The sequence below is a fragment of the Marinifilum sp. D714 genome, from assembly GCF_030851345.1.
Taxonomy (GTDB): domain Bacteria; phylum Bacteroidota; class Bacteroidia; order Bacteroidales; family Marinifilaceae; genus Marinifilum.
Genome location: NZ_JALPNU010000042.1, coordinates 1 through 17362, shown reverse-complemented (window position 1 = coordinate 17362; position 17362 = coordinate 1). Strand labels below are relative to the sequence as shown.

The window sequence follows — 17362 nt, the reverse complement described above, 5'->3', positions numbered from 1 at the left end:
TTTTTAGTGGCACAACATAACCGAAATAGATGGCACAATTACACCGAAATATCCAAAGAGATAATCATGCAATTAAAACTTGAATGGAGAAAGAACATTTTTTCTACCCTATATCGCATTTATTCGAATGGTCAACAAATTGGGATCCTAAAAGATAAGATGTTTTCCCAAACTGCAAATGGGGAGTTAAATGGGAAAAAGTATACATTCAACACAAAAGGATGCCTTGATAAATGTACCGAAATAATAGACCACTCAGAGAACAAAGTCATAGGAAATGTTACTTATAATACTTGGATGACGAAAGCCACAATATTGATTAATAATAGAAAGATTGATTGGACGTATGATAATGTTTGGAACACAAGATGGAGTATTTTTAATACAGAAGGGATTAATATAAAATATTCAGGTTCATCTGCAAGCGGTCAAATTCATTCAAATACTGATGATTCATTACTATTATTGTGCGGATTATATGTAACCAATTATTATTGGCAAATGACCATTACAGTATTAATAGCTGTTTTTGTACCCATATGGATAATTGTATTGAGATAAGGAATAGAAACACTTTCCTGTTGGTGCGCGATTTTATTACGTTCCGTTAGTTGGAAAACCTTCATCTGTTCTTGGGTAAATAAGTTTTAATGGATGTGAAATATTTTGTCTTATACCTTGACTTTTAATTTATTAATTGTTAAGTTTATAATGTTCAATTTTTAATTTTTAAGTAATATTAAAAGAAACAAATGTTTAAACCATTCAATTAAGCATTTGGGTTATTGTGTTAAAAGGTCGCTGGGGAGTGACCTTTTGCTTTTTTTAATACTAAATCCTTGTTGGTTTGCTATAGAATAGCGTTCCATTATTAAAACTTCATCAGGTTGGATTCCCGAATTTATAATAACAGATAAGTGATATTAGATCATATTGAGCTTATTTAAATATTATGCTGGATTGCGTGTAACTGTACAGATGGTTCATGCGTCATAATATGGAACTTAAATAACAATAAATATGAGAAAAAAAGCATCTATTTTTCTATTTCTAGTCTGTTTTATCTATTTGCACGGAAGTGCCCAAACAGACTCTATTACAATCTCAGGAATAGTAAGCGATTTTGACGGGCAGCCTGTAGACAGTGCTCTTGTAGAAGTCAAACACTCAAATTTTAAAACTGCCTATGAAACTTTAACTGATAGTAAAGGACACTACAGTTTAAAAGTTTCGAAAGGGAAGTACTTTGCTTTGGCTTCATTAAAAATGTCCGAGTATCCAGTTGCAGGATCCATTTTACCAAAAGACGATCAAAGATTGGAATTTTGGGCGTGGAATCTTATTGCCGAGGAAGATATGATTTTAAATATAAAATATCATAGACTTGAAGTTTATGGTGTAAATGTGTTCAGAATTCAAGGAGCGCATCCTGGCTATACCATTTACTGTAGACCCATGAGTTTAACAAGAGGCTTTTCTGAACCAGACAAAAATTTGGACTTCATAGATCTATGTCCACCTCCAGAGGATCTTGAGGTAAGAGTTAAGATAAACGGACATCCTGTTAAAGTTAATATGAAAGAAAAAGTGAAAGAGTATGTTTCTAATGGAATTTGTTATGGCTATTTATTACATGTAGACCTGCCATCAGAACAGGCTAATAAGAATTATAACATCTTTCATATTGAGATGACCGATTTAAAAAATGGAGATCAAGGAGAAGCTGTATACTTTAAAAGGAAAGATGATTATGAATAAGTCATTATAAGATTTTATAAAGTAATGGCAGGGAACGATCATGCTCCCATTCGCTATAGAGGCTGTCATTACACAATCAATTTACCATTGAGCGCAAGCTAGGTGTTATTTTCTTTCCTTATTACCAATCTTGCGCTTGATTTTTCTTTCCTTCTTTGACAGGATCAATATTCATCGCTTAGGAAGTATATCATCGGCTCGAATTGTAGGTGCGTCTACTATTTTCCTTATATCTTCTTCTTATGGCAATAAGGCATAGGAAAAAAGATGATGACCATTTTTATATCGAATCACAAGTATTTTCTCTTAAGGAAATTTAATGTTTTCTATAAAGAAATTTGATATGAAAGACATAAATCTTTAATTTTAATCATACTACATGTGAGTCTTTAGTGGCAACCTTTCGAATTTGATGCAGGTAATGATAAATTAGTTTCAACCTGTTTGTGGGGAGTAGAATAAGTAATTAGATATTATAGGTAATTTTAGTTCTTATAGATTAAGGAGAAATCTCGTATTTATGGATTTAATAAAAAAACATACTTTTTGGAGGAGGGTGCTTTTTATTAGTATCCTTATGATCAAATTAAGTTTTGTTGTTGCCCAATCAAAGGATAGTAGACTTGCATATTTTTCGCAGGAAGACGGACTGTCAAATTCTGTAATAGTTGATATCGTTCAAGATAGTTATGGTTTTATTTGGTTTGCAACCAGAAATGGTTTAAACCGATATGATGGCTACTCATTTAAAACTTTCACCAGCGATCCTGACAATCCTAACAGTATACCTTTTGACAGACTTACCTGTTTATTAATTGATAAGAAGGGAAATTTTTGGATTGGTTCTCTTGACGGTTTGGTTTACATGGATTATGATATGGAAACTTTTTCTTTGGTTGAGTTTCCGGAGAATTTACCGAGTACGCAAAGGTATATTAATTGTTTGTGGCAAGACGGTAAGAATAACATTTGGATAGGGACAGATAGAGGTTTGTATGTGAAAAAGTCCAACTCAAAGGAGATGGAACTACACACTTATGGTATTATAACAGATAATATAAAAATTCGGGATATCCTTGAAGATGATAAACAGTCTTTTTGGATTGCTTCAAATATTGGGTTGATTAAGTATGAAATTGATAAATCACAGGTAAGGCTATTTCAACATAAAGAAAATGATCCCAATGGTCTTGTACAATCAGACATTAGAAAGTTATTATTCGATAGTGAGAATTCATTATGGATTTGTTCACAGGATTCCGGTGTTAGTCGATATTTCATAAATGAAGATAGATTTGTGAGCTATACGCATGATACCAGTACATTTCCTGAATGTATTGTGGGTAATAGTATCTATGATATCATAGAAGACAGCGCTGGAAAGATATGGATGGCTAGTCAAGGTAATGGGGTAAGTATTTATGATAAAGAAAATAATACATTCAATAACTTTGCCTCAATACCCAATAATAAAGAATCCCTGGCTTGGAGTGTGGTTTTGTCTTTGCTTGAAGATCAAGCAGGTGGGGTTTGGCTTGGTACGTATGGAGCTGGAATTAATTATTGGCATCCATCTTTACAAAGCTTTAAATGTTATGGCAGTCAACCCAATAGAGCAGGAATCAATGTAACCAGAGTTTATTCTATTTTCGATGATGGAGAGAAAGAATTATGGATTGCTGGTTTTGGGGAGAAATCATTGAATATTTATGACAAAAAAAATAAAGGGTTAATAAACTTAAAGGATGAAATTAGATCTAATGTTGTTTGGATAAAGGCTGATATCTTTAATCCGGAAAATATTGTTTGGATAGGTTTAGATCGGAGTGCAGATTTTGATCTTTATAAAATTGATAAAAATAAAAAGAAGGGATTAAAGAAATTTAAGCTTCCTGATGGACGTACCGTTGTAAATGATGCCTTACAAGAGAATGATTATACATTTTGGATTGCTACTTCTGATGGATTGGTTAAGCTAAATGAAGAAACTGGATATACTCAACACTTTAGATATTCAAATTCGAACACATTATATGGAAAAATTAACTGTATAGAAGCATTAAATGACACATTGCTTGCCTTTGGAACTAATAGGAAAGGATTATTTGTATTTAATAAATTGAATGGCAGTAGTGTCAATTATAAATACACTAAGGGAGATATATCAAGTATATGCGATAATACCATCAGAGACTTATATCTTCAAGGTCAAAGACTTTGGATTGCTACTACAAATGGGTTAAATTCTTTTGATTATGCAAATAGTAAATTCAGGTACTATTCTAAAAAAGATGGCTTTAACTCAGATTTTATGAGTGCAATTGAAGAAGATGACGATGGGAATTTATGGATTAGTAGTAGAAATGGAATATCATGTCTTAATTTGAAAACAGGGGTCGTTAGTAATTACGATGGAAGAGATGGCATGAAGACCAAGGACTATATATTGGGAGCAAGCTATAAAAATAAAAAGGGTGAATTGTTTTTTGGAGGAAGCGGAGTTACAACTTTTGAACCGCATCATCTAGTTAAAAATCCAAAACCTGTTTCTGTTATTTTTACCGATATGGAGGTTCTAAATAAACCAGTAAATACTTTTTCCGGTGGTGTTTTAAATAAAGTCCTTCATGCAACTGATACAATAAGCTTATCCTACAAAGATAAAGTGATCTCTTTCAACTTTGCAGCTTTGGAATTTGCTTTGCCGCAAAAAAGCACCTATGCCTACAAGTTAATAGGACTTGATACAAATTGGAATGATATCGGAAACCGTCGTTTTGTTACATTTACTACATTACCCCATGGCAATTATCAATTAAAAGTGAAAGCTAAGAATAATGCTGGAGTGTGGAGTAAAAAGGAAGCGAATTTATACATTCATGTTAGGCCTCCTTTTTATAAAACAACTTGGTTTAAAATTACTTTGTTGAGTTTTATACTCTTGTTGTTTGGTTCTTTTTATTTTTTAAGAGTTCGTTTTTTAAAGAAAAAAACGGAAAGGCTAAACTTAATTGTCAATGAGCGTACCTTGGAATTGCAGAACAAAAATGAAGAAATTGTTTCGCAAAATAACCTTTTAGAAGATTTAAATACGGAACTAAACAATCACCGAAACCATTTGGAAGAGTTAGTTGATGCACGAACGGTAGAGCTACGCGAAGCAAAAGAAAAAGCTGAAGAAAGTGAAAGGCTTAAATCATCATTTCTTGCAAACATGAGTCATGAGATTCGTACGCCTATGAATGCTATTCTTGGTTTTTCTTCTTTATTAAGTGAACATGATTTATCAGCGGAAAAAAAGGATCGATTTATTGGTATAATAAAATCGAATGGGGACTCTCTTCTTGGTTTAATTGATAATATTATGGATTTATCAAAAATGGAAGCCGGGCAAATTCAATTAGATATAGAGCAGTTTGACTTGAATTACTTGTTGAGTGAGATTTATAATATGTTTATTCCTGAATCAATAAAAGGAGAGAATAATGATATTAATTTTGAATTAATTTTTCCAGAAGAGTGTTATCTGTTCGAATCAGATTCTGTTCGGTTAAAGCAAATAATAATAAATTTACTTGAAAATGCTTTCAAATACACCGACAAAGGGGAGATTAAACTTGGTTATGAAATAAACGAATCGTTTCTGAGTATCTTTGTGAAAGATACTGGAATAGGTATTGATAAAGATAATTTAGAATACATATTTGGTCGTTTTAAAAAGATAGAAGATAGAAAAGATAGGCTTTATAGAGGAACAGGACTTGGTCTTTCTATTGTAGATCATTTGGTTAATTTACTGGGTGCTAAAATAGAAGTTGAATCTAATTTAGGTGAAGGTTCTTGTTTTTATATAATTTTTGAGCTTAATCATAACACTACACACAATATTACTCCTAATGTCTAAACAAGTGTAAAAATCTCATTTGTAACAGCTTGTTGAATTCGTAAAAATATGATCTAATAAAGGAATTAAAGTCAATCATACTTTGGCATTAACAGTTTAGGAATTTTTGTTTTTTCTGGCACAATATATGTTATGTAAGTGTTGTTAAAAAATCAAAACACACATAAAATATAATGCCTATGAAAAGAGCTATTGTTATTCTATTTGCCATGTTTATTGGCTTTAATTTAAGTGCGCAGGCCCAAAAGAATTTTATCGATCAGAACTACATAGAGGTAAAAGGCGTAGCGGAATTGGAAGTTGTTCCCAATGAAATTTATCTGAATATTGTTTTAAACGAGAAGGATACCAAAAACAAGGAGAGCATTGAGCAACTGGAACAAAAAATGTTTGTGGCCCTTGAAAAAGCGGGAGTAAACCTTGAAAAACAATTGTCGGTTTCTGATTTCAGTAGCAATTTAAAATTTCACTTTTTTAAAGGGGCAAATGTGCTCAAAGCAAAACAATTTGAGCTTTTGCTTCACGATTCTCATACGTTAGCCAAGGTTTATGTGGAATTGGAGAAGATTAAAATCTCTAATATCAACATTCTAAGAGTAGATCATTCTGAGATTGAAAAGTACCGTCAGCAAGTAAAAGTGAATGCCATAAAAGCCGGAAAGGAAAAGGCCGAAGCATTAACCGAAGCCATAGGACAGAAGGTGGGTAAGGCCATTTATATTAACGAAAATACCTCTCATTTTAGAAATGATTATGCGAATACAGCCATTAGAATTAGAGGAGCTTCCTCTTTGGCTAAAATGAAAACTCCAGTATTGGATTTCCAGAAGATAAAATTGGAATACTCGGTACAATTGCGCTTCGAGCTATTATAAGATTTATCTACCAAGATATTTAACCATGGATTCTACAAGTTTAGAGAGAGAATGGAGGACTCGATCTGAATGTTGTATTCCATGGTTTTTTGTTTTCAGGCATTGACTTTTACCTAACATTTCTTCAATAAATGATTTTTTTGTTCTTTTGTGGTGAATTTTAATCAACAAAGAACAATGACCAAGATTTTATCATATATCCTAACTACCGTATTCTACATTTTATTTTTCTTGCTGCTTGTGATTTTTCATCCCATTCAGGTAATTAGTTTAAAGCTGTTTGGCTACAAGGCACATAAGAATTCTGTTGATGTTCTTAACTTTTTCCTGATGCGATTGGTTGGTATTTTGGGGGTGAGAATTACCTACGAAGGAAGTGTAGATTTGCCTACCGATCGTCCGATAATTATTGTATCAAACCACCAGGGAACCTATGATATTCCTCCCATTGTATGGATTTTTAGAAAATACCACCCAAAGTTCATATCCAAAAAAGAGCTGGCTAAAAATATTCCTAGTGTATCTTACAACTTACGTCATAGCGGAGCTGCTTTAATCGATAGAAGCAACAGAGCACAGGCAATTCCAGAAATTCATAAATTGGGAAAATTGATTGCCAAGAATAATTATGCTGCTTGTATTTTTCCGGAAGGAACCAGAAGCAAAACCGGGAAGATGAAAAAGTTTAAATCGGGAGGTATCGAAACCCTTCTTGATGCTGCTCCGAATGCTTTAATTGTACCTTTTGCTGTTGATGGGAATTACAAGATAGAGCGCAAAGGGATGTTTCCTCTTTGCATAGGGCAGAGGGTGAAATACAGCATTCTTGCTCCGATTGAAACGCAAGGGAAATCAGCTGTTGAGATTACCAGTGAAGCTGAAAAAGTAATTCGTGAAAAGTTAAATCAATTGTAGTATGACCACGAATTCAGGTAAAACAGCTTTGGTAGTTGAAGGAGGAGCCATGCGAGGCATTTTTGCCGCTGGAGTTTTGGATGCTTTCATGGAACAAGCTTTTCTTCCTTTTGATATGGTGATAGGTGTGTCGGCAGGTTCGATTAATGCAGCTGCTTATTTGGCAAATCAGCATGGTAGAAACTATAAGGTTTTTACCGATTATTCTTTACGACCTGAATACATCAGTTGGAAAAAATTCTTATTGGGAGGTCACTTAATGGATCTGGATTGGTCGTGGGATATCACCGGAAAGGAATTACCAATTGATGTTGATCTGCTTTTTGAGAAAAATATTGATTTCGAAATTGGAATTACCCGCAATGTAGATGGCAGCTCTAAGTTTATTCAAGCCACACCCGAGAATCTAAGCGATGTGATGAAGGCCAGTTGTTCTGTCCCTTTGTTCTATAGAAAGTTTCTGAAAGTAGATGGTGAAATTGTTGCAGATGGAGGAGTGTCAGCACCCATTCCCGTTGAGCGCGCCATTGAAAAGGGTGCCAGCAAGATCATGGTAATCCGATCGAGAAAGAGTGATTACCGCATGAAGAATGGAAATGAAAATAAGTTGTCCCGATTTCTGTTCAGAAAACATCCGGGTTTGGCAAAAGCCATTCAAAAACGTCCTGATATCTACAATCGAAGCATTGAGTTGATCAATCATCCTCCTGCAGGGGTGGAAATTATTGATATTTGTCCGGCAGATTCTTTTTCTACCAAGCGATTCACACAAGACAAAGAGATTCTGGATAGAGATTACAAACTTGGAAAAGAGCAAGGAATTGAAGCTATCGAAAGATGGTAAACTTCAGTTATCAGTTATGCTTAAATATTGAATTCAAAAAAATCTCATTATTTTAAAAAGTAGATTAAACCTTTTGGCGTTTTGTGTGTCTATACTTCGACATAAAGTCGAAACAGGCATTTGTTTTATCGGGTAAATGTTAATAAATATCTAAAAAACTAGATGAGTACATGTTTATTCAATAAGGAATTGTATGTTTGTTTGGACACAAAAAAAACTTAACCTACTAACATGAATAGATTATTACTATTGTTAAGCTTTGTTTGCTTGGCAATGTTTGCAAAGGCAGTTGAACCTGCTGTAAAACCAGAAATTCAAGGAGGAATTATCAAAGGAGTTGTGAAAGATCAGGCATTGGAAATCCCGGTCGAATATGCAACCGTATCGGTTTATTCCATGGCAGATTCAACTTTAATTGATGGTACCATTACGGATGCAAAAGGAGCTTTCTTCTTAAAGAAATTAAAGCCTGGCAGCTATTTTATTGAAGTATCTTTTATTGGTTACAACAAAGCTGCGGTTAGAAATATTCCCATTAGTAAAAAACGCAAGGTGATCGATCTGAAAACGGTTTCTCTTCGTCAGTCTACCGAGGCTTTGGATGAGGTTACCGTTACTACAGAAAGAATTCCTGTTCAATATCAAATTGATAAGAAGGTAATTCCGGTGAGCCGACAAATTACCGCAGCAAGTGGTAATGCTGTAGATGTGTTGGAGAATGTTCCATCAGTAAGTGTAGATATAGAGGGAAATGTGAGCTTACGTGGAAGTTCGAACTTTACTGTATTGGTGGATGGCAAACCTTCCATTTTGGATGCTGCGGATATTTTAGAACAAATGCCAGCCAGCATGATTGAGAATATCGAAATCATTACCAATCCATCTGCGAAGTATGATCCGGAAGGAACTGCGGGTATTATTAATGTAATTACCAAGAAGAATAAAGCCAATGGAATTGCTGGAGTAGCCAATTTGAATTTAGGGACTCAGAATAATTACGGAGGAGATCTTTTACTTACTTATCGAAAGAAAAAACTGAATCTGAATTTTGGTGTTGATTATGGGAGTCGAGGCTTTAAAGGATCAACCGAGTCAGTAAGAAGAAATACTATTAATGGAATTACGAATCATATTTTATCGGATGGTGATACGCAGCGAGAGAGGTTATCATATGGAATTCGTACAGGATTTGATTATGACATAAATGAGAAGAATCAGGTTTCTTTTGGATTTAGATTGGGTAACAGAGAAATGGAACGAAAATCTATTTTAGATTATGAAGAATTTGTAGAAGGTGAAGATTCTGAATTTTATGACAGTAAAGATTTTTGGAGTCGTGATATGAGTTTTATCAATTCCAATTTATCGTATACCAAGAAGTTTAAAGGCAAGGGACACCAATGGGCAAATCAAATAACTTTTTCTCGCAGAGGAAGTGGTGATGAAATATCTACAAATGAATTAAAGTCAGGGACTGAGTTAAAAAGTGGACAAATTTCTACTGAAGAGGGGCCCGGAGAACGTTGGGAATTTAGATCCGACTATACTTTACCGCTAGGAGAAGACAGCAAGTTTGAAATGGGTTATCAAGGTCAGGTAAGATCAAGTGATGCCATAACAATGCAAAAGAACTATAAGCCGGATAATGGTTTGTATGAATTGATCAACAATCATGATGTAACCTACAAAAGAAGAGTTCATGGGGTTTATTCTACTTATGCTTCTAAAATTGGTAAGTTTGGATATCAACTGGGATTTAGAACGGAGTACACTGATCGTGAAATTACTTTTGATAACAACCCTGATAAATTTACCATAAAACGTTGGGATTTCTTCCCTACCATCCATACGCAGTTTGATTTGGGGTCTAAGAATCAAATCATGGCAAGTTATACAAGACGAATTCAAAGACCACGTGGATGGTACCTGGAACCTTTTAGAACAAATACAGATGCATTTAATGCAAGATCAGGTAATCCGGACTTGAAGCCAGAATACATAGATTCATATGAGTTAGGATACATGAAGAGATTTGGTGATCAGGCTATTTCTTTTGAGATATATCATAAACGTACTGACAATAAATTGGAAAGGGTAAAAGCTTTAGATAAAGATGGTATAATGGTTAGCACTCCTGAGAATGTTGGTAAAGATTATTCTACCGGTTTGGAAGCTACATTGAATTTGACTTTTGCCAAATGGTTTAAAAACGATTTAATAGGTACTGTCTATTATTACAAAGAAGAAGGTGATTTTACTACGGAAAATACTCAGGGAGAGATGGTAGTTCAGGACTTCTCAACAGATAGTTACAACTGGAGTTTGAGGAATAACATGACTTTTATTATTAATCCGGTAACAAGATTTCAATTTAATGTAAACTACCGTTCTCCAACCGATTGGGCTCAAGGAAAGCGTGAAGGATTTGTTATGGCAACAGCGGCAATTAAAAGAGATTTTTTCAAACGCAAGCTTTCAGCAACATTAACTATGAGAGATTTGTTTGGAACATTTAAGCATGAAAGTGAAGTGTTTGGACCTGACTTCTATACATCTTCTCAATTCAAAATGGATTATCCATCATTCCGTTTTAACTTGAGTTACAAGATTAATAATTACAAGAAAAAGAGAGGTTCAAGAGGTAGCAACGGAGGAGTTGATACCGAAGATTTTGAAATGTAGTACAAACTGACATAAAAGAAACTCACGGATTAATTTTCGTGAGTTTTTTGTTTGATACCATTTTAATTCTAACCGGTATTATGCTATTTTGTGGCGGTTTACGAAAAAGTACGACAAAAGGGAAAGAGATGAAATACATAGGAGCACACGTAAGTACTGCAGGAGGTATTGAAAATGCACCCATTAACGCTAATAAAATTGGAGCAAAGGCATTTGCTTTGTTCACAAAGAACCAAAGACAGTGGAATGCAAAACCATTCACAGAGAAGAATATTCAGGAATTCAAAACAAACTGTGAAGTATATGGCTATAGTCCGGAGCAGATTCTTCCACACGATAGTTATCTTATTAATTTGGGTCATCCCGATTCTGTGGCATTGGAGAAATCAAGAGCTGCCTTTTTGGATGAGATGCAAAGGTGTGAGCAATTGGCATTGAATCGCCTGAACTTTCACCCCGGAAGTCATTTAAAGAAAGTATCGATTGATGAGTGTTTGGCTACCATTGCAGAATCGATAAACATTAGCTTGAATCAAACCAGTGGTGTTTGTGCTGTAATCGAAAACACTGCAGGACAAGGAAGCAATTTGGGATTTACCTTCGAGCAAATTGCAGAAATCATCCATAAAGTGGAAGACAAGGAAAGGGTAGGAGTTTGTATCGATACCTGTCATGCTTTTACTGCTGGTTATGATATTTCTTCGGCAGAAGGTTTTCAAAAAGTCTTTGATGATTTTGAAAGAATCATCGGCTTTAATTACTTAAAAGGAATGCACCTGAATGATTCTAAAAAGGAATTGGCAACTCGAGTAGATCGTCACGAAATAATTGGAAAAGGCTTCATTGGTATGGAAGCATTTAAATGCTTAATGAACGATAGCCGATTTGATGGGATTCCAATGGTTCTGGAAACACCAGATTCAGACAATTGGGCAGAGGAAATCAAATTGCTTTACGCTCTTGTAAAATAGTTTGCCTGAATGAAATGAATTCAGATGGTGTTTTGGATTGTTAATGGTGAATTAATGTTGATACAACAATAAATACTCCTGTAATGATATTGATTCCAATTACCATTTTGCGAAATTTTTCAGGTTCTACCTTACCTGAAAATTTTGAGCCCAAATGTGATCCAAAGAATAAAATCGGTAAGCAAAACAAAGCCAGGTTTACTGATTCTGTCTCAATCATTCCTTTCATTACAAAAGCAGCGGTTGTAAAGAAGGAGGAAAATGTGCTGAACCAAGCAAAAACGCCACGGAAGTGATCTTTGGAGTATCCTTTTCGATTCATGGCAATTACCAGAGGAGGACCACCAACCGAAATACAAGAGCCCAGAATTCCACTTACAAAACCCGCGAAAACAATTGGATACCTGCGAAAGCGTTTGGCTAATCGTACTTTGCCCAACATTCTAATTGAGAAAATGATAACCAAAATTCCAGTAATCAAGCGTAAGTTCTCGCTACTTACAAATTCAAGAGCATAAACACCTAGAGGGATTCCACCCAAACTTGCCACAAACATTGGAATAAACAGTTTTGCCTTTATTTTTTCCTGTAGCTTGAATAGAATGACCAGACTGGTAATTAGATTGAATAAACTCATAGCTGGAACCAAAACTTGCATTGGAAATATCAATGAAAGAAAAGGCACAGCAAGCAAAGCAAATCCAAAACCAGTCATCCCTTTAATGAATGCTGCTGATAGAATTACAATGCTACAAAGTACAATCTGAATAAGTGTTATATCGTGCATTATTTCGCAAGTTATTCAATCATTATTACTTGCAAAGTTAGCACAAGAGCTGTATTAATGACACTTATTTATGGATTTTGTATAGCATCTTTTAAAAAAGGAAATAAAGTGTGAATTTGAGAGGCTACATTGCTCATGAAAAGTTTAACCGAAATGGCCAATAGGATAATTCCAAAAACTTTACGGAGAATATGAATTCCTCCATCACCAAGAACTTTTTCTACCAGATTGGTTGATTTTAATACCAAGTAAACAAATGCAAGGTTTAGAATAATAGCCGCAATAATGTTTTCTACTGCATACTCAGCTCGAAGGGCCAAAACCGTTGTGAACGACCCTGCACCTGCAACCAAAGGAAAAGCAATAGGAACGATTGAAACACCACTAGGGCCATCGTATTTAATAATTTCAATTCCCATTACCATTTCAGCTCCCATAATAAATAGGATAATAGAACCTGCAATGGCGAAACTAGAAATATCCACTCCGAAAATTCCCAAAAGTTTTTCTCCTAGAAATGTAAAAATGATCAATACTGCTAAAGCTACCAGGGTTGCTTTTAAAGCCTCAATTCTACCACCTTTTTTCTTTAAATCTAATATAATTGGGATAGATCCGATAATATCGATAACTGCAAAAAGTACCATAGAGGCGGAAACGATCTCAAGAAAATTTAGATTCATCGCAATAGAGTTTAATTGGTTAATAGTAAAATGTTAGTGGTAAACTTACAATATTTTTATTATATGAGTTGACTTCAAAATGGAAAATAAGTATGAATACCAATAACTAAAAGTTTAAAATTTCACAAAAAACAAATAAATGTGTGAAATATTATTTCATTTCGCGAAGATATGTTTTTTTTACTATTTTCAAATACCAAAAAAAGAGTTTTCAGAAGAAAACTCTTGCCTTGTAATTGATTCGTATTTTTTATTTCTCTTTTAACTCTTCTTTTGGGATGAAATTTAAAGAAATACTGTTTACACAATGGCGTGTGTTTTTTTCTGTAAATCCTTCGTTAAGAAAAACATGTCCCAAATGACCGTCACAATTGGCACAAACAATTTCAGTTCTTCTACCATCGGCATCAGGAATTCTTTTTACTGCACCTTCAATTTCATCATCGAAACTTGGCCAGCCACAATGAGACTCAAATTTATCTGATGAGTTGTATAATGCTGCGTTGCATTGCTTACAGGTATATACACCTTCTGCTTTATTTTTTAAATATTTTCCAGTTCCAGGATATTCCGTTCCTTTATGGATGATTACCCTTTTCTCTGCTTCAGTTAGGGTGTTGTATTTGTCTTTTGTCATTGCTTTTTGTGCGTTTACGTTATATGCGGTAAAAATGAATATACCAATTAATATTATTGCTTGCTTCATGTCTTTTCAGTTTGATTATTAATTTGTTATCTGATTCACGTTTTTAATGGTTTCGATAATTAGATCGGGGCGTGACCAAGGTACGAAGTGATCCAGATCGTCCAATAAAATGGAATTGATATTTCTATGATAATTCTGATAATAATCTAAAGTTTGAGAGGGAACCAAGACGTCTTTCTTGCCCTGTATATAGGTAGTTGGTACATCAATAGCAGAAATATGAGGTTCATTTTTGATTAAACATTCCGATAGATCCATCATTTCTTTGTTGCTGTTTTTTAATTCGTGAGGCAATATTCTTTGTGGGATTCCTCCCGCTGCCAAAACATTGTACCATTTGGCTTCTTGATATTTAGGAGACAGACATGGTGCTACGTAAATAGCATGTTTTATTTTATCTGGATAATCAATTAAAACCTGTTCTAATACAGCACCTCCAAACGAATGCCCCAATACAATTATATTTTCATGTTTCTGAGTGTAATGCTCTAAAACTGTTGCAGCTACTCTGGCTTGGTTTGCCAAGATTCCCATAGCAGGAACACTTGTTTTGCCGTAACCCGGACGGTCGAAAGAGATTAGGCAGAATTGTTTACGCAGTTCTGCATCAACAAATACTTTTTTAAAATCAAACCAATATCCGGGCGAGCCATGAATAAATAATACTTTTGGAAGTGATAAATCACCAATGTATTTGGTGTGGATAAAGTAATTCCCAAAACTTACAAATTCTGTTTTTGGAGCAACATTGTGAGTCAGTAAATCGTCAATTGCGTTTTGATGATTAAAGGTAGATTGTACTTTTCGGAGAAGAAAAATTGTTGCAGACGCAAAAATCACAATTGCAATGCTCAAAATTATAAATACGCTTTTAATCTTTCTTCTCATATCGCTCTTAACTCTTAAAATTCAGACAACAAACAATTAAATACTTTTTTGTCTGAATTACAAGAGTAAGAATGTTATAAAATCTTAAATAGTTGTAGATTTTGTTTTTTTATTGAAGATGTTTGTTGATCAATTTAATTAGAATATCTTTTTTTACAGGTTTAGCAACATAGTCATCGCAACCATTGTCAATTGATTTCTTTTTATCACCCAGCAATGCAAATGCAGTTTGAGCAATAATTGGAAGATTTGGTCTTATTTTTTTGATTTCTTTTGTTGCTTCATAACCATTCATCAGTGGCATTTTGATATCCATTAATACCAAATCAATTTTTGCATTCTTTTGGCACAGTTCAACTGCCTCCACGCCATTGCTTGCAACAATTACCTTGCAATTAATTTGATGGAGTAATTCTTCGAAGTAGATGCGGTTAAATTCTTCATCCTCTACAACCAGGATTGTTTTATTTTTGAGTTTACTCATTTTGGAGTTCTTGATTCACCCTCTAAAATAGTTTTTCTGATTGATGAAAAGAAATATTAATCTAAAAAATCTTTAAGAAATTGAACAGTTTCTGATTTTGGGATTTAAAAGATATTTTATTCATGATCATTGGACTTTTTTAATCGACAAATAGCATTTTTTCAATTTATGAAAAGATAAGAATGTACTTCTCTAAAATTACGATTCTTCAATTGATTACAAAAGCTATAAAACATGTGTTTAAACTTTTGATTGGTATAAATCGTTGATTTCTGATATAGATTCAATATATCGCATAGCGTTTATCAAAAAATGAATAAAGCAATTATGCGTGATTAGATTTGGATTTTAAGTTTTAGGCTCATTAATATAGGATCATATTTGGAATTTCTCTATCTTAGAAAGAAACATAACAATTAAATCATAGCTTATGACTGATGGAAATAATTTAGTTTGCGTATTTACCGGATCATTAGTAGATGTAAAATATTATAAGGAGAGGTTGCAGGAAGCAGGGATTTCTTCATTGTGGAAAGATGAATTCAGTTCCGGTACATTGGTAGGAATGGGTGGAACGCCTGATAATGTTGATCTTTTTGTGGATGAAGAGCATGAATCAAAAGCTCGGAATTGCATCGCAAGTTTGAAGGAACAATAGAGGTATAAACAAATTGTAATTCTATTTAAATGAGGACGTTTTTTATATTGACATTATTCGTAATGTTGAATGGGATGCTAATTGCCCAGGAAAAAGATCCAATGGTAACCGACAGGCCAGGAACGGCCGAATCGGCGAGTGTGATACCCATAAGAGGATTTCAGATAGAATCGGGATTTGCTTTCGAAAAAGTGAGTTCTGATATTAATAATGTGACCTTTAATACCACTCTTTTAAGGTATGGATTGGTTGAAAATATTGAATTAAGACTCGGGTTTCAGTATTTGGGTTATTACCAATCCTTGGAAGGAGGAGATGTTGATGAAACAGGTTTTGGTCCATTAACATTGGGAGCAAAGTTCTTGTTGCTTGAGGAGAGCGAGGGGAGTCCTAAACTGGCCCTTCTTTCTACTTTATTTGTTCCCAAATCGGGAGCTTCGGCATTTGAGAATGAAAACCTGGGAGCAGATATTCGATTGAATGCAGATTATTCCATAAATCATGCCATGGCTTTAGGAGGTAATCTTGGCGTATCCTGGAGTGGTATAGACGAGCAAGATTATGCAGTTTGGATGTATGCTGCCGTTATCGGATTAACTTTATCAGATCAGATTGGGGCATATGCTGAATTGTATGGCTTCCTGCCAGGAGAAGGAAAAAATGATCACCGATGGGATGGAGGACTTACTTATGCAGTTACAGAGGATTTACAATTGGATTTTTCTGCTGGGGTTGGCTTAAGTAAGGTTTCCCCAGATTTTTTTATTAGTTTAGGCTTATCAATAAGAATGCCTTAACGGGTAGTTCATTACATCAATTCAAAATAAGGCTTGATCAGTTTACTGGTCAGGCTTTTTTTTGAAAGTCTTGAAAAGTTTGAATGGTGAAAAAGTAGGAAAGTTGTGAAATTCAAAAGCTTAAATTGTTTTTCAGTTCCTGCTTTAATTTCTGTATTTCAGAATGTTTCATATTGATTCTAATCCTGCCTAAAATGAAAGCTTTCATGGATTTGACAGGGAGAGGGGTGTAGTAGAGTTGTTTTGTCTTCAAGCCTGACGGGCTTTTACTTTTCCATTGATGAAAAGTAACAAAAATCTACGGCGCATCTACTCAGTGACCCATCACGGCTCAAAAGCGAATAGAAATAAATAGTCTCACTCATACTTCGTTCGACAGCATTTCTATTTGCCGCTTTCTCTGCCTATGG

Annotated in this window: 15 protein-coding genes; 10 read left to right on the top strand and 5 right to left on the bottom strand. The window is 34.4% G+C overall.

The genetic code is table 11. The features are described from left to right. The 8 genes from M0051_RS19195 to nfo form a co-directional block, all read left to right on the top strand. A partial coding sequence (locus tag M0051_RS19195) for a hypothetical protein (RefSeq protein WP_306743190.1) occupies positions 1–561 on the top strand: 561 nt, incomplete at its 5' end. Positions 562–1020: 459 nt separating this feature from the next. Further along, positions 1021–1758, top strand: coding sequence for a carboxypeptidase-like regulatory domain-containing protein (locus M0051_RS19190; protein WP_306743188.1), 738 nt, complete (start codon positions 1021–1023; stop codon positions 1756–1758). A 520-nt stretch (positions 1759–2278) separates the two neighbouring features. Beyond that, positions 2279–5662, top strand: coding sequence for a two-component regulator propeller domain-containing protein (locus M0051_RS19185; protein ID WP_306743187.1), 3384 nt, complete (start codon positions 2279–2281; stop codon positions 5660–5662). A 179-nt stretch (positions 5663–5841) separates the two neighbouring features. Further along, positions 5842–6537 (top strand): SIMPL domain-containing protein, encoded by a 696-nt coding sequence (locus M0051_RS19180; protein ID WP_306743186.1) that lies wholly within the window; start codon positions 5842–5844, stop codon positions 6535–6537. Between the two features lie 177 nt (positions 6538–6714). After that, positions 6715–7452 carry a 1-acyl-sn-glycerol-3-phosphate acyltransferase gene (locus M0051_RS19175; protein ID WP_306743185.1) on the top strand — a complete coding sequence of 246 codons (738 nt, stop codon included), beginning with the start codon at positions 6715–6717 and terminating at the stop codon, positions 7450–7452. 1 nt (position 7453) lies between these two features. After that, positions 7454–8296, top strand: coding sequence for a patatin family protein (locus M0051_RS19170; protein WP_306743183.1), 843 nt, complete (start codon positions 7454–7456; stop codon positions 8294–8296). Positions 8297–8527: 231 nt separating this feature from the next. Continuing rightward, the gene (locus M0051_RS19165; protein WP_306743182.1) at positions 8528–10978 is read left to right on the top strand and encodes a TonB-dependent receptor domain-containing protein; all 2451 of its coding nucleotides are present in this window, start codon (positions 8528–8530) and stop codon (positions 10976–10978) included. A 128-nt stretch (positions 10979–11106) separates the two neighbouring features. Next, positions 11107–11949, top strand: coding sequence for a deoxyribonuclease IV (gene nfo / locus M0051_RS19160; protein ID WP_306743181.1), 843 nt, complete (start codon positions 11107–11109; stop codon positions 11947–11949). A 40-nt stretch (positions 11950–11989) separates the two neighbouring features. On the opposite strand, the gene M0051_RS19155 is transcribed toward nfo, so the two are convergent. From M0051_RS19155 to M0051_RS19135, 5 genes are all read right to left on the bottom strand, one after another. Beyond that, positions 11990–12736 (bottom strand): sulfite exporter TauE/SafE family protein, encoded by a 747-nt coding sequence (locus M0051_RS19155; RefSeq protein ID WP_306743180.1) that lies wholly within the window; start codon positions 12734–12736, stop codon positions 11990–11992. Between the two features lie 68 nt (positions 12737–12804). Beyond that, positions 12805–13419, bottom strand: a complete 615-nt coding sequence (locus M0051_RS19150; protein WP_306743178.1) for a MarC family protein — start codon at positions 13417–13419, stop codon at positions 12805–12807. Positions 13420–13669: 250 nt separating this feature from the next. Beyond that, on the bottom strand, positions 13670–14125 hold the full coding sequence (locus M0051_RS19145) for a methionine-R-sulfoxide reductase (protein ID WP_306743176.1): 456 nt from the start codon (positions 14123–14125) through the stop codon (positions 13670–13672). Positions 14126–14143: 18 nt separating this feature from the next. After that, positions 14144–15013, bottom strand: coding sequence for an alpha/beta fold hydrolase (locus M0051_RS19140; protein WP_306743174.1), 870 nt, complete (start codon positions 15011–15013; stop codon positions 14144–14146). 109 nt (positions 15014–15122) lie between these two features. After that, positions 15123–15497, bottom strand: a complete 375-nt coding sequence (locus M0051_RS19135; protein ID WP_306743173.1) for a response regulator — start codon at positions 15495–15497, stop codon at positions 15123–15125. Between the two features lie 430 nt (positions 15498–15927). Between M0051_RS19135 and M0051_RS19130 the strand changes: the two genes are divergently transcribed. Further along, positions 15928–16155 (top strand): DUF2007 domain-containing protein, encoded by a 228-nt coding sequence (locus tag M0051_RS19130; RefSeq protein ID WP_306743172.1) that lies wholly within the window; start codon positions 15928–15930, stop codon positions 16153–16155. A 29-nt stretch (positions 16156–16184) separates the two neighbouring features. Further along, a complete protein-coding gene (locus M0051_RS19125) occupies positions 16185–16952 on the top strand; it encodes a transporter (RefSeq protein ID WP_306743171.1) in 768 nt (255 codons plus the stop codon). Positions 16953–17362: the final 410 nt, after the last annotated feature.